Source organism: Micromonospora sp. WMMD956 (assembly GCF_029626125.1).
In the GTDB taxonomy this organism is placed as follows: domain Bacteria; phylum Actinomycetota; class Actinomycetes; order Mycobacteriales; family Micromonosporaceae; genus Micromonospora; species Micromonospora carbonacea.
In genome coordinates this window covers 2,458,968-2,485,088 of the sequence record NZ_JARUBI010000005.1, presented here as the reverse complement: position 1 = coordinate 2,485,088, position 26,121 = coordinate 2,458,968, and the positions used below count along the sequence as shown (strand labels likewise).

Genomic DNA, 26,121 nt, shown 5'->3' with positions numbered 1-26,121 from the left:
GCGTCGCGCCGTCCGGTCGACCGCCCCCGGTGGGCGCGTCCCGGGGCGCGGTGGGCCCTCGGGAGGCGGGTGGACGTGGAGTCTGGTGAAGTCATGCTCGTCGGTTCCAGCGGCGGGCACCTCGCCCAACTGGTGGCGCTCGCACCGTGGTACCGCGACCGGGCCCGCTCCTGGGTGACCTTCGACACCCCGGACGCCCGTTCGCTGCTCGACGGCGAGGACGTCGTCTGGGCGCACCACCCGACCACCCGCAACCTGAAGAACCTGGCCCGCAACCTGTGGCTGGCCGTGCGGGTGTTCCGGGGGCGGGACGTCGCCGCCGTGGTCACCACCGGCGCCGGGGTCGCCCTGCCGTTCGTGATCGTGGCCCGGCTGCGCGGCATCCCCACGGTCTACATCGAGGTGTACGACCGGATCGACACCCCGACCCTGTCGGCCCGGCTGTGCCGGCCGTTCCTCTCGGCGATGCTCGTGCAGTGGGAGGAGCAGCGCCGGCTCTACCCGAAGGCGACCGTGGTGGGAAACCTGCTGTGAGCCTGCCGATCCCGCGCCAGCGCGGCAACTCCCCGGCCCCCCGCACGATCCTCGCCATGGTCGGCACGGACGTGCACCGCTTCGACCGGCTGGTCGACTGGCTGGAACGCTGGCACGCCGGCCGCGACGCCGCCGCGCCGGAGGTCCGCCTCGTCGTGCAGCACGGCCGCAGCCGCGCGCCCCGGCTGCCGGGCGGGGCGCCGTTCCTGGCCCACGACGAGCTCCAGCGGGCGATGACCGAGGCGGACCTGGTGGTCTGCCACGGCGGCCCCGCCACCATCACCGAGGCCCGCCGGCACGGGCACCTGCCGATCGTGGTGCCCCGGGACCCGACCCGCGACGAGCACGTCGACAACCACCAGCAGCTCTTCGCCCGCCGGCTCGGCGCGGCGGGCATGGTCAGGCTCGTCGAGGCCGAGGCCGACCTGGTCGAGGCGCTCGACAAGGGCGTGGCGGACCCGTTGACGTACGCCCTCGCGGCCGACCCGGACCGGCCCGACCCCCGGGTCGCCGCCGCCACCGAGGTCGGCCGGATCGTCGAGGACCTGGTCCGCGCCAGCCGGACGCCGGGGCGGCGCAGGTGGTGGCGGTGACCGCCCGCGTGCTCTTCGTCGGCGGGCTGGGGCGCAGCGGCTCCACCCTGCTGGAGCTGATCCTCGCCCAGCACCCCGACGTCTGCGCCGTCGGCGAGGTGGTGCACCTGTGGGAGCGGGCGCTCGGCGGCGACGAGCGGTGCGGCTGCGGCGAGCGGTTCACCGCCTGCGACTTCTGGCAGCGCGTCGGCGAGCACGCGTTCGGCGGCTGGTCCGCCGTCGACCGCGCCGAGGTGCTGGCGCTCAAGGACGCCGTGGACCGCACCCGGCACATCCCCCGGCTGGCCCGCGCCGAGCTGCCCGCCGCGCAGCTCGACGAGGTGCGCCGGTACGCCGACCTCTACACCCGCATCTACGCCGCCGCGATGGCGGTGACCGGCGCGCTGCTGGTGGTGGACTCCAGCAAGCACGCGTCCACGGCGTTCGCGCTGCGCTGGGCCGACGACCTCGACCTGCGGGTGCTGCACCTGGTGCGGGACAGCCGGGCGGTGGCCTACTCGTGGGCGAAGCAGGTGCGCCGACCCGAGGTGGTGGACACCGAGGCGTACATGCCGACCTTCTCGCCGTTCACGGTGAGCAAGCTGTGGACGGCGCAGAACGCGGCGTTCCACCTGCTGGCCACCCGCGCGCCGGTGGTCCGGCTGCGCTACGAGGACTTCACCGCCGACCCGCGCGGCACGGTCGCCCGGCTGCGCCGCTTCGCCGGCCTGCCCGACGACCCCGAGGCGCTGCGGGTGCTCGACCCGTCGCCCGCGCCGCTGCGCCGGGCGCACAGCATCGCCGGGAACCCGCTGCGGTTCAACGCCGGCCCGCTGCGGGTCCGGCAGGACGACGCCTGGCGCACGGCCCTGCCGTCGCGCAGCCGGGTGGTGGTGAGCGCCGCGACGCTGCCCCTGCGTCTGCGGTACGGATACGTCGGCCTCGGCCGCCCGGGTTCCACGGAGGCACCATGACCGAGCCGGTGAACGACGCAGGCGCGACGGCCGAGCCGGGCGCGACGTACCCGTCGGTGACCGCCGTGGTCCCCACCCGGGACCGCCCCGAGCTGCTGCGCAAGGCCCTCGACGCGATCCTCGGCCAGGACTACCCGGGCCGGGTCGACGCGGTGGTCGTCTACGACCAGTCCGAGCCGGACCGGTCGCTGGCCGACGACCCCCGGGTCACCGTGCTGGTCAACCAGCGCTCCCCCGGCCTGGCCGGCAACCGCAACACGGGCATCCTGGCCGCCACCGGCGACCTGGTGGCGTTCTGCGACGACGACGACGAGTGGCTGCCCGGCAAGCTCGCCGCCCAGGTGGCGGCGCTCACCGCCGCGGGCGACGGCGCGTTCGTGAGCTGCGGCATCCGCGTCGACTACGACGGCCGCCAGGTCGACCGGGTGCTGCCCGTCGACCGGGTGCCGCTGGCCGCCCTGCTGCGCGACCGGCACACCGAGCTGCACCCGTCGACGTTCCTGATCCGCCGGGACGCGCTGCTCGACGGCATCGGGCTCGTCGACGAGGAGATCCCGGGCAGCTACGCGGAGGACTACGAGTTCCTGCTCCGGGCCGCCCGGCACGCCCCGCTGGTCAACCTGGCGCAGCCGTACGTGACGGTGCGCTGGCACAAGCAGTCCTACTTCGCCCAGCGCTGGGAAACCATCTCCGTGGCGTTGCAGTGGCTGCTCGGCCGCTATCCGGAGTTCGCCACCGTGCCGGCCGGCGAGGCCCGGGTCAGCGGGCAGATCGCGTTCGCCCAGGCGGCGCTGGGCAACCGGGGCGAGGCCGTGCGCTGGGCCCGGCGCACGCTGTCGCGCAACCCGCGGGAGCCGCGCGCCTACCTGGCCCTGGCCGTGGCCAGCCGGGCCGTCGACCCCGACCGCGTCCTGCGTACGCTGCACAAGCGCGGCCGGGGCATCTGAGCCTCGTCAGGAGGCGGCGCACCAGGCCCGCCACGCCTCCCGGCTCGGCGCGTCGAGGAGCCGGAAGTCGCCGCCGGCCACCTCGTAGTCGTAGTACGCCACCCACAGCGGGCGCTGCGCGTCGAGATAGCGGCTCATCGACCGGATCCACGCGGCCCGGCCGGTGCCGCTGCTGTCGCCGGCGATGCGGACGCTGCCGGTCTCGGCGAGCCCCCACGGCTTGCCCAGCGCCTTCGACTTGTTGATCATCGGGGTGAAGACCTGCGCCGGGTCGGTGTACCGGTCGTACTTCCCGCCGCTGTTGTAGCAGTCCCAGCCGAGCACGTCGATCGCGTCGCCGCCCGGCCAGTAGTCGTCGAAGCTGCGCCGGGAGTTCGGGTTGAGCGTCCAGCACATCAGGATGAGCGTGGACCGCAGCCGGGCGTTGCCGGCCCGGTCGGCGAGGCCGGCGAGGCGCTTCCACGCGGACCGGTACTGGGCGGCCGTGTACGAGCCGCGCTCGATGTCGTCCTCCGGCTCGTGGAAGTAGGACCAGTAGACGTCGAGGTCCCGGGGCACGGAGCGGAACCAGGAGGCCAGCCGCGAGTCGTGCTTGCCGGCGGCCACCTCACCGGGCGGGGCCTTGAACGAGACGACCACCGTCCGGTCGGCGACGTCGGCGCGGCTGCCCGACCAGGACGGCGGCAGCCCCGGGTAGAAGACCCGGACCATGCGCAGCGGGCCGTAGCTGCGGTCGGACCGGGCGAGCCCGGCGGCGAAGCTCTCCCCGTTCTGGAGGTAGATGCTCGCCCCCGGCAGCGTGTTCCGGCCGCCCGGGAAGCCACCCGAGGTGGCCCCGCCGCTGACGCTCGGGCTCGGCGAGCCCGATCTGGGGCCCGCGCCGAAGCCCTCGTTGCCGCCCGGCGTGGGGCGGCTGCCGGGGGCGGCCGGGCCGAGACCAGCCTTGCCGCCGGTGGCGTCGGCGCCCGGCGGGGCCTGCCGGCCGGGCAGGTCCCCGTTGGTGGCGAGGGCGACCGTGGTGCCCAGCGCGAGCGCGCCGGCGGTCAGCGGCAGCAGCCACCAGCGGCCGAGCAGCAGCCGTCGGCGGCGACGGGGCGGGTCGGGCTCGGGCGGGGCGGGCGCGAGAGCGGGCGCGGCGGTGGGGCCGGGACTCATGACCCTCCTCGGATCGGCGGTGCCGGAAGCGGGCGTCGTCAACGGTAGCGGTCGATGGCCGCGAGCAGGGACCCCGCGTGCTCCGGCCGGCACACCAGCAGGTCCGGAAGGCGCGGGTCGTCCCGGTTGTAGCGCAGCGGCGAGCCGTCGATCCGGGACGCGTGCATGCCCGCGCCGAGGGCCACGGCGACCGGGGCCGCCGAGTCCCACTCGTACTGGCCGCCGGCGTGCACGTACGCGTCGACCTCGCCGGTGACCACCGCGCAGACCTTCACCCCGGCGGAGCCCATCGGCACCGCGCGGGCGCCGATGCCCTCGACGAGCTCGCTGACGAACGCGGGCGGACGGCTGCGGCTCACCGCGATCCGCAGCGGCCCGTCGACGGCCGGCGCGGCCGGGACCCGGTTGCCGAGCACCAGTGGGGTGCCGTCGGGGCCGGTCCGGGCCGGCATGCCGACCGCGCCCGCGACCAGCGCGCCGTCCGGGCCGGCCGAGCGCTGCCACAGCGCCACGTGCACCGCCCAGTCGTCGCGGCCGGACTCGGAGAACTCGCGGGTGCCGTCCAGCGGGTCGATGATCCACACCCGGTCGGCGGTGAGCCGGGTCGGCCGGTCCCCGGCGGACGGGTCGTCGACCCAGGCGCGCCGGCTGTCGGCCTGCTCCTCGGAGAGCACCGCGTCGGCCGGACGCCACCGGGCCAGGGCCGTCGACATCAGGTCGTGGGAGACCTTGTCGCCGGCGTCCTTGAGCGCCTTCGGGTCGGCGAAGCCCTGCTCGGCGCGGAGCGCGGTCAGCGCCACCCCGGCCTCGCCGGCCAGCCACTCGGCGAACGCCTGGTCGTCGAGCCGACCCGTACCGTCCTCGGTCACGTGAACCTCACCACTCCTTGAGTGCCGCCGCCGGACCGTCCTGCGCCGCCCGGCGGACGCCATCCTTCGACGGTCGCCCGGGCGCGGCCAGAGACCGGTCCGATAATCGACAACGAGTGTCGCGCACGTTCGGTGTCTCCCGCTTCGGCCGTTCGCCGCCCGTGTCCTGCCCGCATGTTGAACTTGGCGTGTATGCCGGTCGGAGCGCCCGGGCCAGGCCCTAGGCTCGTGCGCATGACCGCCGAGCAGCTGATCTCCTTCGCCCGTGGCGCTCCCTCGCTGGACATCGTCGATGTCGAGGGGCTCAAGGCCGCCGCCGTCCGCGCCTTCGACGCCGACCCCGCCGGGGTCACGGCGTACGGCACCTCCGTCGGTTACCCGCCGTTGCGGAAGTGGATCGCCGAGAAGCACGGCGTCGAGGCGGACCAGGTGCTCGTCACCAACGGCTCGCTCCAGGCGGACGCGTTCCTCTTCGACCACCTGGTCCGGGCCGGCGACGCGGTCGTGGTGGAGCGTCCCACCTACGACCGGACGCTGCTGAACCTCCAGCGGATGGGCGGCGAGGTCCACGGCGTGACCGTCCAGCCCGACGGCCTGGACACCGCCGAGCTGCGCAAGCTGCTGGAGTCCGGGGTACGCCCGAAGCTCGCCCACGTCATCCCCAACTACCAGAACCCGGCGGGCGTCACGCTGTCGCTGGACAAGCGGCGGGAACTGCTCGACCTGGCCGCCGAGTTCGGCTTCACCCTCTTCGAGGACGACCCGTACGCCGACATCCGGTTCCGGGGCGAGCCGCTGCCCTCGATGCTGTCGATGGACACCCGGGGCGTGGTGGTGCACGCCTCCAGCTTCACCAAGACGGTCTGCCCCGGCGTGCGGGTCGGCTACCTGGTCGGGCCGGCGGACCTGATCGGCGACATCGCGAAGAAGGCCACCAGCCTCTACATCTCGCCGGGCATGGTCTCCGAGGCGATCGTGCACCAGTTCTGCGTCTCCGGCGACATCACCCGCTCGATCGAGAAGGTCAGCGCCGCCCTCGGCGAGCGGGCCCGGGTGCTCGCCGAGTCGCTGCGCCGGCACATCCCCGAGGCGCGCTTCGTCGAGCCGGACGGCGGCTACTTCCTCTGGGTCGAACTGCCCGAGGACGTGCTGGTCGACCGCCTCGCCCCGGCGGCGGCCGAGCGCGGCGTGGCGGTCGTCAAGGGCAGCGACTTCGTGGTCGACGGCGGGCAGCACGCGCTCCGGCTGGCCTTCTCGGCCGTCACCGCCGACCGGATCGACGAGGGCGTCCGCCGACTCGCGGAGGCGATGGCAGCCGTTCGGGGCTGACCTTCCTGTCAGTTTGGTCACAACACGGTGGTGTGGGCCGGGTGGGGTCTCCCCTCCGCCCGGTCCACGGCCCACAATGCTGCGAGCGCCGTTCACACCGGCCAGCCCGCCTGCCCCTACGTGGGCCGGGCGGCCCCGGCCGGCGGCGCGCGAGGCATCACCCCCGCCCCCAAGGGCGTCGGGTGGGCCGGGCCGCCCCTCACCCCCCTGATGCGACCCGGCCCACCCGGCCCCGCCCCGCCCCGCCCCGGCGGGTGGCGGCGGCCGGCCCGTTCTCCGGCGGCGGCGTCGGCGGGCCGGCCTGCGGCGGCCGGTGCCGGCCGGCCCGGCTCCGACGGGCGTACCCTGCAACCCGCGGCGGCGTCGGCGGTCGCGGCAGCGCGGGGAGGGGGTCGCCATGTCGGACCGGACGGAGCGGAACGAGGCCACGTCGCCCACGGGTGCGCGGGCGATCAAACCCCGGGCCTGGGCCCCGGTGCGGGCGATGACCCGGATCCTCAACGCCGACGGCAGCCAGCGCGCGCCCGTGCCGCCCGGCGTCGACTCCGGCCGCAGCGCGGTCATGGACTCCGCCCTCTACGTCGACGGCCGGCGGCAGCCCGGCGACCGGCACTACGCGGAGGCGCTGGCCGCCGCCCGCCGCGAGCGCGGCTTCGTCTGGATCGGCCTGCACGAGCCGGAGCTGGCCGAGATGACGGCGATCGCCGCCACCTTCGGCCTGCACGAGCTGGCCGTCGAGGACGCCGTCAAGGCCCAGCAGCGGCCCAAGCTGGAACGCTTCGGCGAAGTGAGCTTCCTGGTGCTGCGCACCGCCCGGTACTGCGAGCACGACGAGCTGACCGAGAACTCGGAGGTCGTCGAGACCGGTCAGGTGATGCTCTTCATCGGCCCGAACTTCGTGATCAGCGTCCGGCACGGCGACGCCTGCCGGCTCGCCCCGGTCCGCGCCGACCTGGAGGCCAAGCACGACCTGCTGGCGCACGGCCCCTGGGCCGTCGCGTACGCGGTCACCGACCGGGTGGTCGACCTCTACCTGGAGGTGGCCGACCAGCTGGAGGACGACCTGGACGTCCTGGAGGCCGACGTGTTCGACCGGCAGAGCAGCGGCCGGATCCAGCGGATCTACCAGATGAAGCGGGAGCTGGTCGAGTTCAAGCGGGCCGTCGTCCCGTTGCAGCGCCCGCTGATGACCCTCACCGCGCAGGTCAGCCGGGAGATCCCGCAGGAGGTGCGGCGCTACTTCCGGGACGTGCAGGACCACCTCAGCCGCACGGTCGAGCAGGTCAACTCCTACGACGACCTGCTCAACTCGATCCTCCAGGCGCGGCTGGCCCAGGTCACGGTCGACCAGAACAACGACATGCGCAAGATCGCGGCGTGGGCCGCCATCGCGGCGGTCTGGACCGCGATCGCCGGCATCTACGGCATGAACTTCGAGAACATGCCGGAGCTCAAGATGACGTACGGCTATCCGGTCGTGCTCGCCCTGATGCTGGCCATCTCGCTCGCGCTCTACCGCTGGTTCCGCCGCAACGGCTGGCTGTGACGGCTCCGTCGTCGCGGCTGGCTCTGACGGCTCCGTCGTCGCGGTCGGTCGTGCCGGCATCGCCTGCGGCGCGGGACGACGGGGGTCGTCGCCGCGCCGCGGGCGGTGGCACGTGGGTCAGCGGCGGCCGCCGGAGCCGGCCGCCTTCTCCTTGTCGAGAGCCTTGTCGATGGCCTTGTCGAGGTTGTCGGCCGGGCGGCCGGAGACGTCCCGGGCGCCCTCGGCGACCGAGGGGACCTTGTCGGTCGGGTGGATCACCGGCTGGGCGCCGGGCCGGGGGGCCGAGGCGCCGGCCGAGGGGGTCTCCACGACCAGGGTGTCCACCTCGTCGCGGGCCGGCTCCAGGGTGCGGGTCGGGTCGTACTCGGACCATTCCTGCTGCTCGCGGCGGCGACGCAGCGCCATGGCGCCGGCCAGGCCGGCGACCGTGCCGGCGGCCAGCAGGCCGACCATCGTGCCCCGCGAGCGCTTCTGCTTCCGCTTCGCCTTCATGCTCTTCGCCTTGACCTTCCTGCTCACCGCGGCCTGCCGCGCGGCGGCGGCCTTCTTCCCCGCGACGGCCTTCCCGGCCGCCTCGGCCTGTGCGTTACGGACGGCCAGGGCGAGCGGCGCGAGGGCCGCGACCGTCGACGCGAGACCGCTGGACGCCCGGTCCCGCACCACGAGGGCGGTCGGCGCGACGGCTCCCCGGGCCGCCTGGACCCGCGGGCCGACCGTGGCACCGGCACCCTTGGCGGCGTACGTCGCGGCCTGTCGCAGGTGGCCGATGCCCTGGTTCAGCTCGGCCCTCGCCAGCTGCCCCTGGGTCTTGCGCCGCACGATTCCAAACACGGTCCCACCTCCTGGGAGTTGTTCCTTCGTCATCCTCCACCTTCGGATGCCTCCGCACTGCCAGAACGGGCACATGGGAGGATCCGCATGGAACTGACCAACGACTGAGGAGTACCCGTGGCCGAGGCTGTCTACGCCACCTTGCACACCAACGCCGGCCCGATCCGGCTGGAGCTGTTTCCCAACCACGCGCCGAAGACGGTCCGCAACTTCGTCGACCTGGCCGAGGGCAACAAGGAGTACACCGACCCGCGCACGGGTCAGCCGGGCAACGGGCCGTACTACGACGGCACGATCTCGCACCGGGTGATCAGCGGCTTCATGATCCAGATGGGTGACCCGACCGGCACCGGTCGCGGCGGCCCGGGCTACAAGTTCGGTGACGAGTTCCACCCCGAGCTGCGCTTCGACCGGCCCTACCTGCTGGCCATGGCGAACGCCGGGCCGGGCACCAACGGCTCGCAGTTCTTCATCACCGTCGGCCCGACCCCGCACCTGAACAACCGGCACACCATCTTCGGTCAGGTGGCCGACGAGGCGTCGGCGAAGGTCGTCGACTCGATCGCCAACACCCCCACGGGCCCGAGCGACCGCCCGCTCCAGGACGTCGTCATCGAGCGCGTCGAGATCGAGCGCATCCCGGCCTGACCGGCCGCGCGAGGTACCTTTGCTCGCATGACCGAGCGCCCCGCCGCACCGGGAGGCAGCAGCCGTGAGTGAGTCCCCGCCGACCACCCCGGTCTGCTACCGGCACCCCGGCCGGGAGACGTACGTCCGCTGCACCCGCTGCGACCGGCCGATCTGCCCCGACTGCATGCGGGACGCCTCGGTCGGGCACCAGTGCCCGGAGTGCGTGGACGAGGGACGCCGCAGTGTGCGGCCGGCGCGCACCGCCTTCGGTGGCGGTGCCGTCGGCCGCCTCGGCTATGTCACCAAGGCGCTCATCGCGCTCAACGTCCTGCTCATGCTCCTGTCCATCGCCTCCGACCGGGGCGGGGACGCGCTGGCCGGCGGCTCCGGCTTCGGTGGCCTGATGGGCGGCAGCACCCCGCTCACCGACTGGGGTTCGGTGCTCGGCCAGGCCCTCTTCCCCGACGGCAGCGTGCACGGCATCGCCCAGGGCGAGTGGTACCGCCTGGTCACCGCGATGTTCCTGCACTACGGCATCGTGCACCTGTTGCTGAACATGTGGGCGCTGTGGGTGCTCGGGCGGTCCCTGGAGGCCAACCTCGGCCCGCTGCGCTTCCTCGCCCTCTATCTGATCGCCGGCCTCGGCGGGAACGTGGCGGCCTACCTGTTCAGCGCCGAGAACGCCACCACGGCCGGCGCGTCGACGGCGATCTTCGGCCTCTTCGCCGCGCTGATCGTGATCGAACGCCGGATGGGGCGGGACATCTCCTCGGTGCTGCCGGTCCTGGTGATCAACCTGGTCTTCACCCTGACCGTGCCGGGCATCTCCATCCCGGGCCACCTCGGCGGCCTGGTGACCGGCGGGGCCATGGCGCTGGTGCTGGCGTACGCGCCCCGGTCCCGGCGGACGCTGTTCCAGGTCGCCGGCGCGGCCGTCCTGCTGGTGGCGCTGCTCGCCCTGGCGGTCGTGCGCACCCTGACGCTTACCGGCTAGCCCGTCCACGGTCCCGGCGACGTCCCGTCGTCACCCTTCATCTGCCTGCTGTCCGTAATCGTCGCGGCCTCACGAGGCGGTGACCGGCGGACGCTGCTCTCTGTCACGGCCCTGCGGCCCGCCACCCGACCTGTACCCCCTTTGCTCTGCACCCACGCGCGCAACACCTTCGCTGAGCTGCGTATCCGCAAGATGGCGCTGGGCGATGGGGCGCGGGCCCGGTTGCGCTGCGTAGACCGCTGCGTATCCGGGTGCAGAGCAAAGGGCCAAGAGAAGGTGGTCGGCTTCGGACCGGCAGGCTTGCGCCGCCTAGAGGCCGCCTAGACCCCGATCCCCTGTCCCGAGCCCGGCATCCCGGGGTGGGCGGCGCGCAGCGCGTCGGCCACCTCGCCGGGCGGGGCGTCCAGGTCGTAGCGGCCGAACAGGTGCAGCGACTCGCCCGCGTCGATCTCCAGGACCTCGGCGGACAGGCCCAGCCGGGGCCGCCGGTCCACGGTGATCGCCTCCACGGCGGCCCAGTCGAGGTGCCGCCGACCCGCGAAGCCCCGGACCACGGTGATCCCCGCCGGGTCGACCGCGAGCCGCACCGGGGCCAGCAGGTCCCGCAGCGCCCAGCCGGCCAGGCCGGCGGCCACCGCCCCGGCGAGCACGAGCCGCACCCGGTCGCCGTCGCCGAACACCAGCCCGAGCCCGACCAGCGCCGCCGCGCCGACCAGCTTCAGCGCCGGCAGCGCGGGCGGCACCCGCCACTGCCGGGCCGACGGTGCTGCGGGGGTCGGTGCCGGCTCCATCCCACCAGGATGCCAGCCGGGCCCGCCCGTGCCGGAAGCCCCGCCCGCGACAGGGCCCGCCCGCGACCGGCCCGGCCGTCGCGGGGGGACGGCCGGGCGGCGGAGGACGTACTATCGGGGCAGCCAGGTTACCGGGGAGTAAACATGAGTGACGCGGTCATCGTCGGTGCGGTGCGCACCCCGGTCGGGCGGCGCGCGGGCAGCCTCGCCGCCGTGCACCCGGTCGACCTCTCGGCGCACGTGCTGCGCGCCCTCGCCGAGCGCACCGGGATCGACCCCGGGCAGGTCGACGACGTGATCTGGGGCTGCGTGTCCCAGGTCGGCGAGCAGTCGTGGAACGTCGCCCGCAACGCCGTCCTCGCCGCCGGCTGGCCCGAGTCGGTGCCCGGCACCACCCTGGACCGGCAGTGCGGCTCCAGCCAGCAGGCCCTGCACTTCGCCGCCGCCACCGTCCTGTCCGGGCAGGCCGACCTGGTCGTCGCGGGCGGCGTCGAGTCGATGACCCGGGTGCCGATGGGCTCCAGCGTCGGCGGCGGCATGCCGTTCAGCGCCCAGGTCCGCGACCGCTACCGGGGCGTCGAGGGCTTCGCCGACGACGAGCCGCTGCCGTTCAACCAGGGCGTCGGCGCGGAGCTGATCGCCGCCCGCTGGCACTTCTCCCGGGCCCAGCTCGACGAGTTCGCCCTCGCCAGCCACGTCAAGGCCGCCGCCGCCCAGGACGCCGGGGCGTTCGACCCGGAGCTGACCCCGGTGGCGCTGGCCGACGGCGGCAAGTTCGCCGCCGACGAGGGCATCCGGCGGGACACCTCGCTGGCGAAGCTGGGCGGGCTGAAGACCCCCTTCCGCGCCGACGGCGTCGTCACCGCCGGGTCCGCGTCCCAGATCTCCGACGGCGCCGCCGCGCTCGCCGTCACCACCTCCGAGTGGGCCAGCCGGCACGGCCTGCGCCCGCTGGCCCGGGTGCACACCGCCGTGGTCGCCGCCGACGACCCGGTCACCATGCTCACCGCGCCCATCCCGGCCACCGCGAAGGCCCTGCGCCGCGCGGGGCTGGGCATCGAGGAGATCGGGGTGTACGAGGTGAACGAGGCGTTCGCCCCGGTGCCGCTGGCCTGGCTCGCCGAGACGGAGGCGGACCCGGAGCGGCTGAACCCGCGCGGCGGCGCGATCGCCCTGGGGCACCCGCTCGGCGCGTCCGGGGCCCGGATCATGACCACGATGCTCCAGCACATGCGCGACAACGGCATCCGCTACGGCCTCCAGACCATGTGCGAGGGCGGCGGCATGGCCAACGCCACCATCGTCGAGCTGCTCTGAGCCGGCGGGCGGGGAAAACCCCTCGCCGGCGGGCACGCCGCTGCCTACCCTGCCCACCGTGACCGACGCACCGACGCAGCCTGCCGACGCCCCGACATCGCCCCCCGACGCCGCGACGCCGTCCATCGGTGCGCCGACGCCGCCCGCCGACTGGGCCGACCCGGGTTGGCAGGCCAGCGCCCGCGACTGGGTCGCCGGCCAGATCGACCGGGCCGGCCGCCGGATCACCGGGCCGGTGGAACCCCGGGTCCGGCCGTGGTCGCTGGTGTGGCGGGTGCCCACCGACGCCGGCCCGTACTGGTTCAAGGCCAACAACGCCGGCACCCGCTTCGAGGCCGGGCTGCTCGGCGCGCTGGCCCGGATCGCCCCCGGCCAGGTGCCCGACCCGGTGGCGGTCGACGCCGACCGGGGTTGGTCGCTGCTGCCCGACGGCGGCGAGACCCTGCGCGACGCGCTCGCCCGGCGCCGCGACCCGGCCGTCTGGGAACGCGTCCTGCCCCGCTACGCGGCGCTCCAGCGCGCCGTCGTGCCCCGGGTCGGCGAGCTGCTGGCCCTCGGGGTGCCGGACCACCGCCCCGAGGCGCTGCCCGCCCTCCTCGCCGGGCTGCTCGACGACTCCGATGCCCTGCTCCTCGGCTCGGCGGGCGGTCTCACCACCGAGACGTCGGCGCGGCTGCGGGCGTTCCTGCCCGAGTACGCCGAGCGCTGCCGCCGGCTAGCCGCGTTCGGGGTGCCCGACAGCGTGCAGCACGACGACCTGCACGACGGCAACGTCTTCGCCGCCGACCACCGCTTCTTCGACTGGGGGGACGCCTCCGTCGCCCACCCGTTCGGGACGCTGCTGGTGACGCTGAACTCGGTGGCGCACTCCTTCGAGCTGCCCGACGGCGACCCGGTGCTGGTGCGGCTGCGCGACGCGTACCTCGAACCGTGGACCGATCGGCACGACCGGGTCGACCTGCGGGAGGCGGCCGGCCTCGCGGTCACGGTGACCAAGGTCAGCCGCGCGCTGTCCTGGCGGCGCGCGCTGAGCACGCCGGACCCGGCCCGCGCCGAGTACGCCGAGGCGGTCCCCGGCTGGCTCGCCGAGCTGTTCGAACCCGACCGCCTCTGACCCCGCCGCCGATGGATTGTAAGAAGGGGACCCCTCTCTACCGTATGCGTTAACAAGGGGCCCCTTCTTGCGCGTGGAAGTTCCGTAGATTGGCGGTTGCCCATATCAGGCGCGGGGCGGGCTCGTTGGGCACGTCATGGACGTCTTCTCCCGCACGTTCCTTCCGGCAGCCGCCGAGACCGGGTTGGCCGTGCAGGCCGTCAGCCGGCACGTGCCGGTCTTCCGCCGCTGCGTCGGCGCCGGTGACGCCACCGTCCTGGTCGCCCGGTGCGGCCGACCCGACCGGGCCGCCGGCGAATACCTGCTGCTGCTCACCCACCGCCGGCTCGTGGTCACCCGGCAGACCCGGGTGCTGCACCGGCTCCGCCTGCATCTCAACGCCGAGCTGGGCGAGCTCAGCGACGTCACCTGGAGCGCCGACCCCCACCAGCCGGCGGTCGAGCTGGCCGCCACGGCCATCGACGGCGTACGGGAACGGTTCGTGATCCGCGTCCAGCACCCGAGGCAGGTGTGGCAGCTCGACGCGCTGCTGCACCACGCGTTCCGCACCCGGCTGCGCAGCTCGCGGGAGCGGGTGGTGGCGGCCATCGGCGACGCGCCGACCGCCGCCCGGGGCGCCGCGTTCCGGCCCGTCGTGGTGCACTGATCGGTTCCTTACCTGATCCGAACATGTCCTGACGCGCCCCGTCGGGCGGTGGTCGGCAATCATGGTCCGGTGACCGTCGACGCACCGCAGCGCGGGCTGGTCCTCGTCGTCGAGGACGAGCCGGCGATCGCCGAGCTGGTCCGGCTCTACCTGACGCGGGACGGCTTCGGCGTACACCTGGAACGCGACGGCGCGGCGGGGCTCTCCGCCGCCCGCCGGCTGCGCCCGGTCGCCTGTGTCCTGGACATCGCCCTGCCCGGGCTCGCCGGCACCGAGATCTGCCGGCGGCTGCGCGAGGCCGGCGACTGGACGCCGGTGCTCTTCCTCACCGCGCGCGACGACGAGGTGGACCGGATCATCGGCCTGGAGCTGGGCGCGGACGACTACGTGACAAAGCCGTTCAGCCCGCGCGAGCTGGTGGCCCGGGTGCGGGCGGTGCTGCGCCGCACGGCGGGCGTGCCGGAGGGCGTCGAGCGGCCCCGGACGGTCGGCCCGGTCACCCTCGACCCGACCCGCCGCACGGTGACCGTGTCCGGCGCGCCGGTGCAGCTCACCTCCACCGAGTTCGACCTGCTCGCGCACCTGATGGCCCGCCCCGGCCGGGTCTTCACCCGCGAGGAGCTGCTGGCCGGCGTCTGGGGCTACGCGGCCCACTCCGGCACCCGCACCGTCGACGTGCACGTGGCGCAGGTCCGGGCCAAGCTGGGCGGGGCGGCCGGGGTGATCCGCACCCACCGGGGCGTCGGGTACGCCGCCGATGGCTGACCGACCGGCGACGCCGGGGGAGTCCGTGCCGGCCCAGCCCACCGTCGCGCTGCCGGTGATCGGCCCGCGCCCGGCCGGCCCGCGCCGGCGTCGCCCCGGGCGTACGCTCACGGCGCGCGCGGTGTTCGTCACCTGCGCGGTCGCCCTCGTCTCGGTGCTGGTCACCGCGCTCGTCGCCGTCCCGCTGGCGGTGCGCGGTCAGGAGCGACGCGACCAGGAGGCGCTCGCGGCGCAGGCGAGGCTCGCCGCCGACGTGCTGCGGGTGCGGGCCCCGAGGCAGCGGGACGCGGCGGGCGAACGGTTGATCCGCCAACTCCAGGACCAGGACATCGACGTGTACGTGATCCGCGCCGGCGCGGTCGACCACGCCGGCCTGCCCCGGCAGGTCGTCAACCGGGTCGCCGCCGGCAACGGTGTCTCCGGCCGGCGGCTCGTCGCCGGCGAGCGCGCCCTGGTCGAGGGGCGACCGCTGGCCGGCGGGGACGGCGTGGTGCTGACCCGGCCCGCCACCCCCGGCCTGTGGGGGCGGGTCGTCCGGGGCCTCTGGCTGCCGCTGCTCGCCGGCCTGGCCGCCGGCCTGGCGGCCGGGATGCTGCTGGCCCGCCGGCTGGCCCGGCCGATCCGCGTCGCCGCGACCGCCGCCGCCCGGCTCAGCGCCGGTGACCGGGCCGTCCGGGTGCCGGTCGAGCCGCCCGACGAGGTCGCCGAGCTGGCCCTGGCCCTGAACGGGCTCGCCGCCGCGCTGGCCACCAGCGAGGACCGGCAGCGGGAGTTCCTGCTCTCCGTCTCCCACGAGCTGCGCACCCCGCTCACCGCCATCCGCGGCTACGCCGAGGCGCTGGCCGACGGGGTGATCGACGCGGACGACACGTCGCGCACCGGGCGCACCATGCTGGCCGAGGCCGAGCACCTGGACCGGCTGGTCCGTGACCTGCTCGCGTTGGCCCGGCTGGAGGCCGCCGACTTCCCCCTCGAACCGGTGCCGGTCGACCTGGCCCGGCTGGCCGCCGACGCGGAACACACCTGGGCCGACCGCTGCGCCGCCGTGGGGGTGACGTTCCGCCTGGAGATCCCCGACGGCGTGGTGCCCGCGTACACCGATCCGGGGCGCATCCGGCAGGTGGTCGACGGGCTGCTGGAGAACGCGCTGCGGGTCGTGCCCCCGGGTGCGCCGGTGGTGCTCGCGGCCCGGCCCGCCGGGGCCGACCCGGCGGCCGGCGGGATCCTGGAGGTGCGCGACGGCGGCCCCGGCTTCACCGACGACGACCTCGCGGTGGCGTTCGACCGGGGTGCGCTGCACGCGCGCTACCGGGGGGTACGCAAGGTCGGCAGCGGCCTCGGGCTGGCGCTCGCCGCCGGGCTGGTCCGCCGGCTGGGCGGGGAGATCTCCGCCGGTCACGCCGCCGAGGGCGGGGCGGCGTTCACCGTGCGGCTGCCCGCCGGCCCTTACCTGACCCGAACGTCGCGCTGACGCCCCCTGAGCACCGGGGCGGGACGCTGGGACCCTCACCGACGAGAGGGAGACCCATGGCACGTCACGGATTCGCGGTCGCCGCCACCTCGCTGCTCGCGGCGGTCGCCCTGGGCGTCACCGGCTGCGGGCCGGCGCAGGTGGCGCAGGACGCCTCCAGGGAGGTCGCGGTCGACGTGTCCGCCGCGCTGGGCGCGGAGGGGCAGGCGCTCGCCGCGTTGGGCTTCGACCCGGGCGACCTCGACCTGATGGCCGCCCCGGCCCCGGCCGGCGCGGACCCGAACCAGTCGGGTTCGCCCGCGCCGGCCAGCGGCGAGCCCGGCGCGAAGGAGCGGCGGGGCGAGCGGGCGCAGGAGTGGCGCAAGCGCCGGCAGGCGCGGGTGCTGCTGCGGAAGAAGAACACCCTGCACGGCGAGGTCGTGGTGGGCACGAATGACGGCGGCACGAGGACCGTCGCCGTGCAGTGCGGCGAGGTCACCGCGATCGACGGCGACTCGATGACCGTGAAGTCCACCGACGGGTTCACGATGACGTGGACCTTCGGCGACGACCTGCGGGTGGTCGAGCGGCGCAAGACGATCCAGCCCGAGGCGGTGCGGGTCGGCGCGACGGTCGGCGTGGCCGGCGCGAAGGACGGCGACGCCGCCAAGGCCCGGCTCGTCCTGCTCAAGTGAGTGGTAAGCAGGGGCCCCTTCTTAACGCATTCTGTTGTACAGGGGGCCCCTGCTAACACCCGCCGCGTCAGGCCGGCGGCGGCAGGGCGTACCCGACGTAGCCGCGCCAGGTCAGCGTCCAGCCGGCGGGCACCAGGTCGGCGCAGACCTTCCGGGTGCCGGTGCAGACGATCGCGTCCGTCGAGCCCGGGTCGGCCGGCGGCCGGTCCGGCAGCACCGACTGGAGCGCCACCAGCTCGGGCGGCCGGCCGTCGGCGTCGCGCAGCAGGAGCCACCACGGGTACTCCCAGTTGTCGTTCTGCTGCACCAGCCCGACCCGCCGCGCGCCGCTGGCCCGGACCGCGTCGGCCGCCGCCCGGAACTCGTCGGCCCACTGCGGCCGGCGCAGGAAGCGGGTGTCCCACTCCGAGGTGGTGAAGACGGAGCCGGCCCCGACCAGCCGGCGCGGGAAGCCGTACGACAGTGCGAGCACCCCGGCCAGCGCGGACCCGGCCAGCATCGCGACCGCCAGCCCGGCCGCCACCGACCGCCGGCGGCCCGGGGCGGAGGAGGAGCCGCTCGCGGACTCCGACTCCGACGCCAGCCGGCGACGGAAGAGCGAGTCCAGCCAGAGCCCGGCGAGCGGGGCCGCCAGGACCAGGGCGTACAGCAGCAGCCGGTTCCCCCACGGCTGCCACTTGATCATTGCGGTGTGCAGCGCGACGGCCGCCACCACCACGGTCGCGTACCCGCGCAGGGCGCCGGCCGCCGCCGGGCTGACCCGGGCCGGCCGGGCCAGCGCCAGCGACGCGCCGACCAGCGCCAGCGCGCCGGCCAGCGGGAACGCCACCCGGTCCTCGTCGGGATACCAGGACGGCACCGGGAAGGTCTCCCGCCCGAAGGTGATGGCCCGGTCCTGCGGGTCCACCCCGATCGCCCGCGCCCCGGCCATGATCGCCTCGGCGGTGCCCGCCCGCACCGGCGCGAGCGGCGTGTCCAGCGCGGTGTGCCCGATCCGCAGGGCGTTGACCAGGACCGACGGCGGGTCGTGCCGTTCCATCGGGATGGACTCGCGCAGCCGCGGCGGCCCCAACGGGTGCCCGAACTCCGCCTGCACGCGGGCCAGGAACGGGCCGACCACCAGCAGGGCCACCAGCACCACCAGCACCGACCCGGCCACGGTCCGGGCCGTGCCGCCCGCGCGGGACCCCGGCGGCTCCGGCGCGCCGCCGCCCGCCCCCGGCCGGGTGACGCCGGCCGCTGCGGCCGGGGCCACCGGATCGGCCCCGCCGGTCGGCAGACCGACGCGCCCCGCGCCGACCAGGGCCGGCCGGGCCGGTCCGTCTACCCTGGCCCCCACCCGCCGGTCGCGGTCCGCGACCCGCCCGGTCCCGCCGAGGTACGCCAGCCGGAGCTGCCCGATGCCCCAGAGCAGCAGCAGCGGGCCGACGCCGATCAGGCCGCTGGTCTTCGTCACCGCGGTCAGCCCCGTCGCCGCGCCGAGCAGCAGCAGCGTGCCGAACCCCGCCCGGCGGCGCAGCCCGTCCAGGGCGAGGGTCGCCACGCAGGCCACCCAGGCGGCGCAGACCAGGTCGGTCTGGGTGCTGGTCGCCTGGAGCGCCACCATGGGCGTGGTGCCCAGCACGAACGCGGTCAGGAGCTGGGCCCGCCGGCCCCCGCCGAGCTGCGCCGCGATCCGGGCGACCGCCAGCAGGCAACCCACCCCGGCGGCCCACTGGACCAGGTTGTACAACGCGTCGCCGCCGGTGAACAGGCGCAGGTGCAGCAGCAGGTACTCCGCGCCGGGCGGGATCGTCACCTGCCGGTGGATGGCGGTGGGCCAGAAGTCCAGGCTGCCCTGGGCCACCCAGTGCTCCACCTTCGGCAGGTGGTACGTCTGCGAGTCGAAGTTGTTCGGCTCGGCGAGCAGCGCGATCAGCAGCTCCACCAGGACGAGCCCGCCGACCGTGCCGGCGAGCAGGCGCTCGCCCCGCCCGGCCGTACGCCACCGGTCGGCCAGCCGGGCGCGGACGGTGGCCGGGCCCGGTGCGCCGCCCGGCCCGGCCGCCGCCCGGGCCCCGCCCGGCCCGGCGGCCCGGCGGCGTCGCCAGGTCGCCGCCGCCACGGTGGCGGCGACGAAGGCCAGCCACGCGACCGCGAACGCGGGCAGGGTCAACAGGCGCAGCGCGCCGAGCAGCTCCACGGTCAGCACCGCGAACGCGCCGGTGACCACCGCGGCCCGGACCACGGCGAGGCGCAGCGGGGCGACGGTGTCCGGCCGGGCGGGGCGCAGCGCCACGACGAGGGACGGGACGGCGACGAGCGGGGCCGCCACGAGGAGGGAGCCGGCTGCCGACATGGCGCGAAGTAAACACCATCCGGCTGAATGCGCCGTGTCCGACGCCCGGCCGTGCTGCACCCCGCCGCGCTGAGCTGCCAAGCTAGGCTAGGCCCGACGTGCCGTCGCAACCGTGGAGATTCCCGTGAAGCTCTCGATCCTCATGCCGGTCTACAACGAGGAAGAACGCATCGCGGATGCCCTCAAGCAGGCCCTGGCGGTCGACTACCCGTGCGAGATCGAGCTGGTCGTGGTCGACGACGGCAGCCGCGACGGCACCGGCGAGGTCCTCGGCCGCGCCGACGACGCGCGGCTGCGGGTGATCACCCACCAGCGCAACGCCGGCAAGGGCGCGGCCATCAAGACAGCGGTCGACAACGCCGAGGGTGAATATATGGTCATCCTCGACGCCGACCTGGAGTACGACCCGCAGGACATCCCCAGGCTGCTCGACCCGGTGCTCGACGGTCGCGCCACGGTGGTCTACGGCAACCGCACCTTCGGCAGTCACAGCGCCTACAGCTTCTGGTACGTGATGGGCAACAAGGGCGTCACCATGGCGGCCAACGTGCTGTTCAACTCGTACATCGGCGACCTGGAGACCTGCTTCAAGCTGATGCCGGTGGAGCTCTACCGTTCCCTCGACATCCGCTCGCGGGGCTTCGGCATGGAGGCGGAGGTGACCGGCAAGCTGCTGCGCCGGCGCATCCGCCCGTACGAGGTGCCGATCAGCTACCGCGCGCGCGGCCGCGAGGAGGGCAAGAAGATCACCTGGAAGGACGGCGTCGAGGCGATCTGGATCCTCGGCCGGGAGCGCACCCGCCGCCGTCCCCTGGTCGCCTCGCAGCACTGATTCCGACGGCCCCCGCCGCGGTGGCGGTCATGCGGGCCGTGCCGTTAGCCTGAACAAGTTGAAGTCCACTTCAATTCAAGGCGACGTGATGCAGGAATCCCTGACCATCGGCCAGCTCGCCGCGCGCAGCGGGGTCGCACCCTCGGCGCTGCGCTACTACGAGCGCCTCGGCCTCATCCGGGCCGACCGCACCGGCGGCAACCAGCGCCGCTACGCCCGCACCGAACTGCGCAGGGTCGCGTTCATCCGCGTCTCCCAGCAGGTCGGCGTCTCGCTGGAGGAGATCCGCGAGGCGCTGGACTCCCTGCCCGCCTCCCGCACGCCCACGGCGGCCGACTGGGCCGAACTCTCCACCGCCTGGCGGGCCCGGCTCAGCGAGAAGATCCGCCTGATGACCAAACTCCGCGACGACCTCGACGGCTGCATCGGCTGCGGCTGCCTGTCGTTGCAGCGCTGCGTCCTCTACAACCCCGACGACAAGCTGTCCGGCGAGGGCCCCGGCGCCCGCCTCATGCTTCCCCGCCCCGAGCCCGCCGCCGCCCCCGCCGCCGGCCCCGCGCCCGTGACCTCCGCCTGCGGCGACTGCGCCCCCGCACCCGCCTAGACGGTCAGCAGCACCTTCCCCACGTGGGCGTTGGACTCGACCAGGCGGTGCGCGTCGGCGGCCTGGGCCATCGGCAGCCGCCGGTCGACGACCGGGCGGACCCTGCCGGCGGCGACCAACGGCCACACCTGCTCGCGTACGCCCGCCACGATCTCCGCCTTCTCCGCCAGCGGCCGGGAGCGCAGCGCGGTGGCCGCCACCGACGCCCGCTTGGCCAGCAGCGCGCCCAGGTCCAGCTCCGCCTTCCGGCCGCCCTGCATCCCGATCACCACCAGCCGGCCGCCGGTGGCCAGCGCCGCCACGTTCCGGGCCAGGTAGGACGCGCCCATGATGTCGAGGATCACGTCCGCGCCCCGACCGTCGGTGACCCGGCGGACCTCCTCGACGAAGTCCTGCTCCCGGTAGTCGACCGCGTGTGCGGCGCCCAGCCCCAGCAGCCGCTCGTGCTTCGCCGACCGGGCGGTCACCACCACCGTGGCCCCCAGCGCCGCGCCGAGCTGCACGGCGAACGTGCCGATCCCGCTGCCCCCGCCGTGCACCAGCAGCGTCTCGCCCCGCGCCAGCCCGGCGAGCCGCACCACGTTCGACCACACCGTGCACGCCACCTCAGGCAGCGCCGCCGCGTCGACCAGGTCGACGCCGTCCGGCACCGGCAGCAACTGCCCGGCAGGCACGGCCACCCGCTCGGCGTACCCGCCGCCGGCCAGCAGCGCGCAGACCTCCCGGCCCACCTCCCACCCGGCCACGTCGGGGCCGAGCGCGCTGATCACCCCCGAGCACTCCAATCCGGGGTACGCGGGCGCGCCCGCCGGGGGCGGATAGTGACCCTGCCGTTGCAGCAGGTCGGCCCGGTTGACGGCGCTGGCCCGCACGTCGACGACCACCTCGCCGGGACCGGGCTCGGGGTCGGGCACCTCCGCCCAGACGAGTGCGTCGGGTCCACCGGGCTCCGGGATCGTGATCGCGCGCATGCCCCAGTCATACCCGATCCGGCGCGCCCGCGGCGTCCGGGCTGTCCCGGTCCGTCGCGGTCCGGTGCCGGTGGGACGGTGAGTCACAGGTTGGCCGGCTTCTGGCAGACTAGGCAGCGGTCGCGCCCCGCGGGGCGCGGGCCGGGAGGGTTCGCCTAGTGGCCGATGGCGCTGGTCTTGAAAACCGGTAAGGCAGCGATGTCTTCGTGGGTTCGAATCCCACACCCTCCGCTTCACTCAGGCACGAGCACCCAAGGCTCCATGGCTGCTGCCAGATATTGACAACTTGGGAAAATGCGGCGCAGTGACCGCTAGTGCTACTTCTTGAACTCGGCTGTCCAAGATCTGCCACAGGACCGTCTAGCTGCGTTCGTGTAACTCGGATACGTTGCGGAAACCTTTTCGGCCTGACCGAGTTGCGCGAGGAGACGGATGTCCCAGGATGTTGATCCCGCCGCTCCTGCTCATGGTGAGGGCGTGAGGACCAAGGCGCAACGCATGCTCGCCTGGCCCGGGAATCACCCCACGGCGGCGAAAGTAGTCGGAGGGGCGCTCGCCATTCTCTTCGGCGCCTTCCTGGCCTTTGTTAGCGATCGGATCAATGCTCCCGATGAGGTTCCCGCCAATGAGCCCGGGCCCACTGCCGCCGTCAGGCGGATCGGCAACTACTGCTTGGCGGGATGGGTCGTTTCCCGGCCTCCCGGAGAGATTGCTCCTCAGCTCGATGACGGTTGGAATGGTTGGGCACAAAGCGTCGGAGCGGTGCCGACGGGCCCAGACTCGTACGAGCTGACCGTGCAGGGTTCCTCCTCCGCTCAGGTGATCATCACCGAATTGCGTGCGAAGGTGCTGAGCCGCGCACCAGCCCTTGACGGAACATGGGTTAAGGTCGGTTGTGGTGGTGAGACGGGTTACCGATATTCCGAGATCCGGCTCGACGAGGACCCTCCGACGGTGGTCCCTGCCGATGGTGAGAATGGCACCTCGCTCCGAACGCCGTACGAGGTCTCCCTGGAAGACGCTGAGATATTTGCGATCCACGCGTCGGTCAATCTCTACGACGTTCTCTGGGAGTTGGAGGTCGACTGGGCGAGTGACGGAAAGACCGGCACTCTCGTCGTCAACGACAACGGTAAACCGTTCCGGACGACCGGAACGGTGAACGTTGGAGCCACCTGCACCTGGACCGAGCAGGCTGACCAGATCATCGACTCCGTGTCCGATGGATGCTAGCGGTGAAGACATCCAGGCTGACGGCATTGGTCACCATTCTCATCGGTCTCCCGGTCGGCTGTTCCGGCGTGACCGGCCGGCCTGCCGACGAGGCTGGTTCGGTTGCCCGGCTGCCGGGGCCGATAACTCTGATCACTACGTCCGGGGCGAACTCCGCGGTTGTCAGCAGCGGGCGAGAGATCTGGTGGATCGGCCCTGAGGAGAAGGTCGTCGGCGTTCCTTTGAGCTCCGTCTTCCCCCGGGGCGGGGATCCTGTCGTGGCCCCGGGGCCAACCCTTCCCAAGCAGGTGACGCTGACTGAGGCAGGCGGCGTCCTAGCTGTTCCAGGAAACCTGTGGACGGCGAGACTGGATGAGGTCAGGAGGTACGATTCACGGAGAGCGGTCGCCGACCCGGGCGTCGCGCCGATGGCGCGAATTCCTCTCTCGCCTGCTGCTGCATCGGATCACCGAAGCTCAACAGATATTCCCATGCTCGCTGCCTTCGGTTCGGTCTGGGTCCTTACTCTGGCCAACGGTGGTCCTGGTCAGGAAGTCGTCCGCATCGACTCAAGCAAGAACGAGATCGTTGCCCGTATCTCGGTGTCGGGCAGGCGGCTGGAGGGGAACTCGGGCTCACTGGTGGCGAATTCCCGTCACCTCTTCGTTCTGTCCGACGGGAAGATCTTCAAGATCGATCCCGGCCGTAACGCTGTCGAGGGGGAATTCGTCGCCAACATCCCTTCGCTGCCAGGCGAGCTTCCCGGCCGGATCAACAGCGTGGCCGCAATCGAGGACACCCTGATCGCCTTCGGGGCGACCTACAACAGTGCCTTGGGATCGGACCGATACAGCCTGACCCGGATCGATCCCGAAAAGCTCTATCCCGTCGATCAGCATGGGTTTGACTTCGAGGGCGCAGCCATGCAGGTGTCGGAGGGGATCGTGATCGGCGACCGTACGATCCTTGCGCCCGCTAGCCAGGGGATCTTCCGCATCACGATACCCACCCCCGGCGTCACCCATGTCGAGCTGAATATCCAGCCGTTCCTGCCGCCGAGAAGCCTTCCCGAATACCTCTGCAAATCCCAGACCGGTATCAGCTATGTCTCGACAAGCAACGGCGTCGTATGGGCTGTGGATCGGAACAACGGGATCTGGGCTCTCGACCCGAAGCAGGACAGGATTCCGGTCTCATCTCACCAGGAGGGTTCGGAAGACTGCCCAGAGGAAGATCCGGCCGGTGACTGACAACTGTCGGCCGCCGCAGACGTCAAGCCCGGACTGGTCATCCGCCGCCTCTGACAGTGAGGGGATCACCCGGGTGGTCTGACTCGGCCTCTGACGTCGGGCGCAGACGCCGTTGACGCGTCACGGGCTTCGCAGGTAGTGCGACGAGCGGGGGCGCGATGCGTGCCGGTGGTCGATAGGCGGGACGTCGCGGGGTAAGAAGGGGCGCAGGAAATCACGCCCACCGGAAGGACCATCCCCGATGTCCCTGGAACGACCGATCGCCCCCGACCCGTACGAGCTGCTGCCCACCGTCGCGTCGTTCGCCCTGACCAGCGACGACGTGCACAACGGCGAGCCGATGGACGCCCGGTACGCCCACGGCAGCGTCGGCGGCGAGAACGTCTCGCCCCAGCTGGCCTGGTCGGGCTTCCCCGCCGAGACGAAGAGTTTCGTGGTCACCTGCTTCGACCCGGACGCGCCGACCGGCAGCGGCTTCTGGCACTGGGTGCTGGTCGACGTGCCCGCCTCGGTGACCGAGCTGCCCCGGGGCGTCAAGGAGGCCGACCTGGGCGGCGCGTTCAGCGTCCGCAACGACTACGGCGACACCGGGTTCGGCGGCGCCGCCCCGCCCGCGGGTGACCGCCCGCACCGGTACGTCTTCGCCGTGCACGCCGTCGACGTCGAGCGCCTCGACGTGGGTGCGGGGGCGAGCTGCGCGTACGTGGGCTTCAACCTGGCCTTCCACACCCTGGCCCGGGCGGTGATCCGCCCGACGTACCAGGTCAAGGCCTGACCCTGACCCTACCCGCTTCCGCGATCTTGCACTTGGGGCCCACCGTTCACGGCCTTTGCCCGTTCTGTCGGGGCCCCAAGTGCAAGATCGCGCAGTGAAGAGGGGGGGTGGTTCAGGCGGGGACTCGGGCTACGGCGAAGACGGACTGGCCGAACGGGGGGCGGACCAGCTGCTCGGCGGCCTTGGTCGCCGGGAGGACCAGGGTGTCGTAGACCTTCACCATGGGGCCCTCCTTCGGCATCAGCCGGAAGACCTTGGTCGCCATGAAGTAGCCGATCAGGCCGAGCGCGTTCGCGTAGTGGATCTTCTCCACGGTCAGGCCGGCGTCGGTCATCGCGGCGGCCAGGGTCTTCTTCGTGTACCGCCGGACGTGGCCGGTGGCGATGTCCGCCGGGCTCATCGCGAACTCGAACGCCGGCACGATGATGATCACGTTGCCGCCGGGGCGGACCAGGTCGCGCATGCTGCGCAGCGCGCCCACGTGGTCCTCGATGTGCTCCAGCACGTTGTACGAGACGGCGGCGCTGTAGTCCCCGCGCTCGGAGTGCGGCAGCAGCATCTGCCGCACCTCGATGGTCGGCTGCTCGGCGAGGCGCTCCTTCAGGGCGACCAGCCGGTCCGGGTCGGCCTCGGTGGCCGTGAACCGGGGAAGGTGCGCCGACCACTCCAGGGCGTAGTCGCCCAGGCCGCTGCCGATCTCGATAGGGTTGTCACCGAGGTGCGGGACGGCCAGTTCGACGAACCACCTGCGGTGGTTGACCGCCGTCGCAAGCCCTTCGAGGACTTCGGACTGGACTCGCTGATCCCCAGTGATATCTGCCATGCGTCGATTCCTCACGGTGTGACTCGACCTGCCCCGGGACCGACAGAGTGAACCATCCGAAGCGGACGGCGGGGAAATCGGGGCACCGAAGTGGCCGAATTGCGGTCGGGGGTGGGCACGAGATCGGCGGTCGGCGAACCCGGCACATAGTACGCCA

The 26,121-nt window shown here is 73.6% G+C and carries 26 protein-coding genes and 1 tRNA gene; 20 read left to right on the top strand and 7 right to left on the bottom strand.

Going from position 1 to position 26,121, the window contains the following annotated elements:
• Positions 1-93 precede the first annotated feature (93 nt).
• From O7628_RS11445 to O7628_RS11430, 4 genes are read left to right on the top strand one after another with little or no spacing between them, the layout of a single operon-like run.
• Positions 94-534, top strand: coding sequence for a UDP-N-acetylglucosamine--LPS N-acetylglucosamine transferase (locus O7628_RS11445; protein WP_074479025.1), 441 nt, complete (start codon positions 94-96; stop codon positions 532-534).
• Positions 535-590: 56 nt separating this feature from the next.
• Entirely contained in the window at positions 591-1,127 is a 537-nt protein-coding gene (locus O7628_RS11440) for a glycosyltransferase (RefSeq protein ID WP_083303059.1), read from the top strand.
• Positions 1,115-2,080 carry a sulfotransferase gene (locus O7628_RS11435; RefSeq protein ID WP_347405154.1) on the top strand — a complete coding sequence of 322 codons (966 nt, stop codon included), beginning with the start codon at positions 1,115-1,117 and terminating at the stop codon, positions 2,078-2,080. The genes O7628_RS11440 and O7628_RS11435 overlap by 13 nt, the downstream gene beginning before the upstream one ends.
• Complete coding sequence (locus tag O7628_RS11430) at positions 2,077-3,027, top strand: glycosyltransferase family A protein (RefSeq protein ID WP_278130233.1); 951 nt, start codon at positions 2,077-2,079, stop codon at positions 3,025-3,027. The genes O7628_RS11435 and O7628_RS11430 overlap by 4 nt, the downstream gene beginning before the upstream one ends.
• A gap of 6 nt (positions 3,028-3,033) precedes the next feature.
• On the opposite strand, the gene O7628_RS11425 is transcribed toward O7628_RS11430, so the two are convergent.
• Positions 3,034-4,182 carry a hypothetical protein gene (locus O7628_RS11425; protein WP_278130231.1) on the bottom strand — a complete coding sequence of 383 codons (1,149 nt, stop codon included), beginning with the start codon at positions 4,180-4,182 and terminating at the stop codon, positions 3,034-3,036.
• 38 nt (positions 4,183-4,220) lie between these two features.
• Positions 4,221-5,051, bottom strand: coding sequence for a 3'(2'),5'-bisphosphate nucleotidase CysQ (locus O7628_RS11420; protein WP_074479030.1), 831 nt, complete (start codon positions 5,049-5,051; stop codon positions 4,221-4,223).
• 234 nt (positions 5,052-5,285) lie between these two features.
• On the opposite strand from O7628_RS11420, the gene O7628_RS11415 reads away from it, so the two are divergent.
• Entirely contained in the window at positions 5,286-6,380 is a 1,095-nt protein-coding gene (locus O7628_RS11415; protein WP_074479031.1) for a PLP-dependent aminotransferase family protein, read from the top strand.
• 397 nt (positions 6,381-6,777) lie between these two features.
• On the top strand, positions 6,778-7,926 hold the full coding sequence (gene corA, locus O7628_RS11410; protein WP_074479032.1) for a magnesium/cobalt transporter CorA: 1,149 nt from the start codon (positions 6,778-6,780) through the stop codon (positions 7,924-7,926).
• A gap of 117 nt (positions 7,927-8,043) precedes the next feature.
• On the opposite strand, the gene O7628_RS11405 is transcribed toward corA, so the two are convergent.
• Entirely contained in the window at positions 8,044-8,790 is a 747-nt protein-coding gene (locus O7628_RS11405; RefSeq protein ID WP_278130227.1) for a hypothetical protein, read from the bottom strand.
• A gap of 84 nt (positions 8,791-8,874) precedes the next feature.
• Between O7628_RS11405 and O7628_RS11400 the strand changes: the two genes are divergently transcribed.
• Together O7628_RS11400 and O7628_RS11395 are read left to right on the top strand one after the other, a co-directional pair.
• Complete coding sequence (locus tag O7628_RS11400; RefSeq protein WP_278130224.1) at positions 8,875-9,405, top strand: peptidylprolyl isomerase; 531 nt, start codon at positions 8,875-8,877, stop codon at positions 9,403-9,405.
• A 64-nt stretch (positions 9,406-9,469) separates the two neighbouring features.
• A complete protein-coding gene (locus O7628_RS11395) occupies positions 9,470-10,381 on the top strand; it encodes a rhomboid family intramembrane serine protease (RefSeq protein WP_043960852.1) in 912 nt (303 codons plus the stop codon).
• 320 nt (positions 10,382-10,701) lie between these two features.
• Here O7628_RS11395 and O7628_RS11390 read toward each other — a convergent pair whose 3' ends face one another.
• Positions 10,702-11,172, bottom strand: a complete 471-nt coding sequence (locus O7628_RS11390) for a PH domain-containing protein (RefSeq protein WP_278130221.1) — start codon at positions 11,170-11,172, stop codon at positions 10,702-10,704.
• A 144-nt stretch (positions 11,173-11,316) separates the two neighbouring features.
• Here O7628_RS11390 and O7628_RS11385 point away from each other — a divergent pair, with 144 nt between their 5' ends.
• From O7628_RS11385 to O7628_RS11360, 6 genes are all read left to right on the top strand, one after another.
• Positions 11,317-12,489 carry an acetyl-CoA C-acyltransferase gene (locus O7628_RS11385; RefSeq protein WP_278130219.1) on the top strand — a complete coding sequence of 391 codons (1,173 nt, stop codon included), beginning with the start codon at positions 11,317-11,319 and terminating at the stop codon, positions 12,487-12,489.
• Positions 12,490-12,547: 58 nt separating this feature from the next.
• Positions 12,548-13,603 carry a phosphotransferase gene (locus tag O7628_RS11380; protein WP_278130217.1) on the top strand — a complete coding sequence of 352 codons (1,056 nt, stop codon included), beginning with the start codon at positions 12,548-12,550 and terminating at the stop codon, positions 13,601-13,603.
• A 136-nt stretch (positions 13,604-13,739) separates the two neighbouring features.
• Positions 13,740-14,249, top strand: a complete 510-nt coding sequence (locus O7628_RS11375) for a hypothetical protein (RefSeq protein WP_074479038.1) — start codon at positions 13,740-13,742, stop codon at positions 14,247-14,249.
• A 69-nt stretch (positions 14,250-14,318) separates the two neighbouring features.
• Positions 14,319-15,014 (top strand): response regulator transcription factor, encoded by a 696-nt coding sequence (locus O7628_RS11370; protein ID WP_074479039.1) that lies wholly within the window; start codon positions 14,319-14,321, stop codon positions 15,012-15,014.
• A complete protein-coding gene (locus O7628_RS11365; protein WP_278130214.1) occupies positions 15,007-16,485 on the top strand; it encodes a HAMP domain-containing sensor histidine kinase in 1,479 nt (492 codons plus the stop codon). Before O7628_RS11370 ends, O7628_RS11365 begins: the two co-directional genes overlap by 8 nt.
• 56 nt (positions 16,486-16,541) lie before the next feature.
• Entirely contained in the window at positions 16,542-17,159 is a 618-nt protein-coding gene (locus tag O7628_RS11360) for a hypothetical protein (RefSeq protein ID WP_278130212.1), read from the top strand.
• Positions 17,160-17,226: 67 nt separating this feature from the next.
• On the opposite strand, the gene O7628_RS11355 is transcribed toward O7628_RS11360, so the two are convergent.
• A complete protein-coding gene (locus tag O7628_RS11355; RefSeq protein WP_278130210.1) occupies positions 17,227-19,497 on the bottom strand; it encodes a hypothetical protein in 2,271 nt (756 codons plus the stop codon).
• A 124-nt stretch (positions 19,498-19,621) separates the two neighbouring features.
• Here O7628_RS11355 and O7628_RS11350 point away from each other — a divergent pair, with 124 nt between their 5' ends.
• Complete coding sequence (locus tag O7628_RS11350) at positions 19,622-20,329, top strand: glycosyltransferase family 2 protein (protein ID WP_278130209.1); 708 nt, start codon at positions 19,622-19,624, stop codon at positions 20,327-20,329.
• An 88-nt stretch (positions 20,330-20,417) separates the two neighbouring features.
• Complete coding sequence (gene soxR, locus O7628_RS11345; protein ID WP_278130208.1) at positions 20,418-20,933, top strand: redox-sensitive transcriptional activator SoxR; 516 nt, start codon at positions 20,418-20,420, stop codon at positions 20,931-20,933.
• Here soxR and O7628_RS11340 read toward each other — a convergent pair.
• The gene (locus O7628_RS11340) at positions 20,930-21,904 is read right to left on the bottom strand and encodes an NAD(P)H-quinone oxidoreductase (RefSeq protein WP_278130206.1); all 975 of its coding nucleotides are present in this window, start codon (positions 21,902-21,904) and stop codon (positions 20,930-20,932) included. The genes soxR and O7628_RS11340 overlap by 4 nt on opposite strands.
• A 144-nt stretch (positions 21,905-22,048) precedes the next feature.
• Here O7628_RS11340 and O7628_RS11335 point away from each other — a divergent pair.
• The 4 genes from O7628_RS11335 (at position 22,049) to O7628_RS11320 (ending at position 25,141) form a co-directional block, all read left to right on the top strand.
• Positions 22,049-22,135 (top strand) — tRNA-Ser (locus O7628_RS11335).
• Positions 22,136-22,381: 246 nt separating this feature from the next.
• Positions 22,382-23,137, top strand: a complete 756-nt coding sequence (locus O7628_RS11330; protein WP_278130204.1) for a hypothetical protein — start codon at positions 22,382-22,384, stop codon at positions 23,135-23,137.
• Positions 23,138-23,139: 2 nt separating this feature from the next.
• Complete coding sequence (locus O7628_RS11325) at positions 23,140-24,366, top strand: hypothetical protein (RefSeq protein ID WP_278130202.1); 1,227 nt, start codon at positions 23,140-23,142, stop codon at positions 24,364-24,366.
• A gap of 241 nt (positions 24,367-24,607) precedes the next feature.
• Positions 24,608-25,141 carry a YbhB/YbcL family Raf kinase inhibitor-like protein gene (locus O7628_RS11320; protein ID WP_074479045.1) on the top strand — a complete coding sequence of 178 codons (534 nt, stop codon included), beginning with the start codon at positions 24,608-24,610 and terminating at the stop codon, positions 25,139-25,141.
• 112 nt (positions 25,142-25,253) lie between these two features.
• On the opposite strand, the gene O7628_RS11315 is transcribed toward O7628_RS11320, so the two are convergent.
• On the bottom strand, positions 25,254-25,964 hold the full coding sequence (locus O7628_RS11315) for a class I SAM-dependent methyltransferase (RefSeq protein ID WP_278130199.1): 711 nt from the start codon (positions 25,962-25,964) through the stop codon (positions 25,254-25,256).
• Positions 25,965-26,121: the final 157 nt, after the last annotated feature.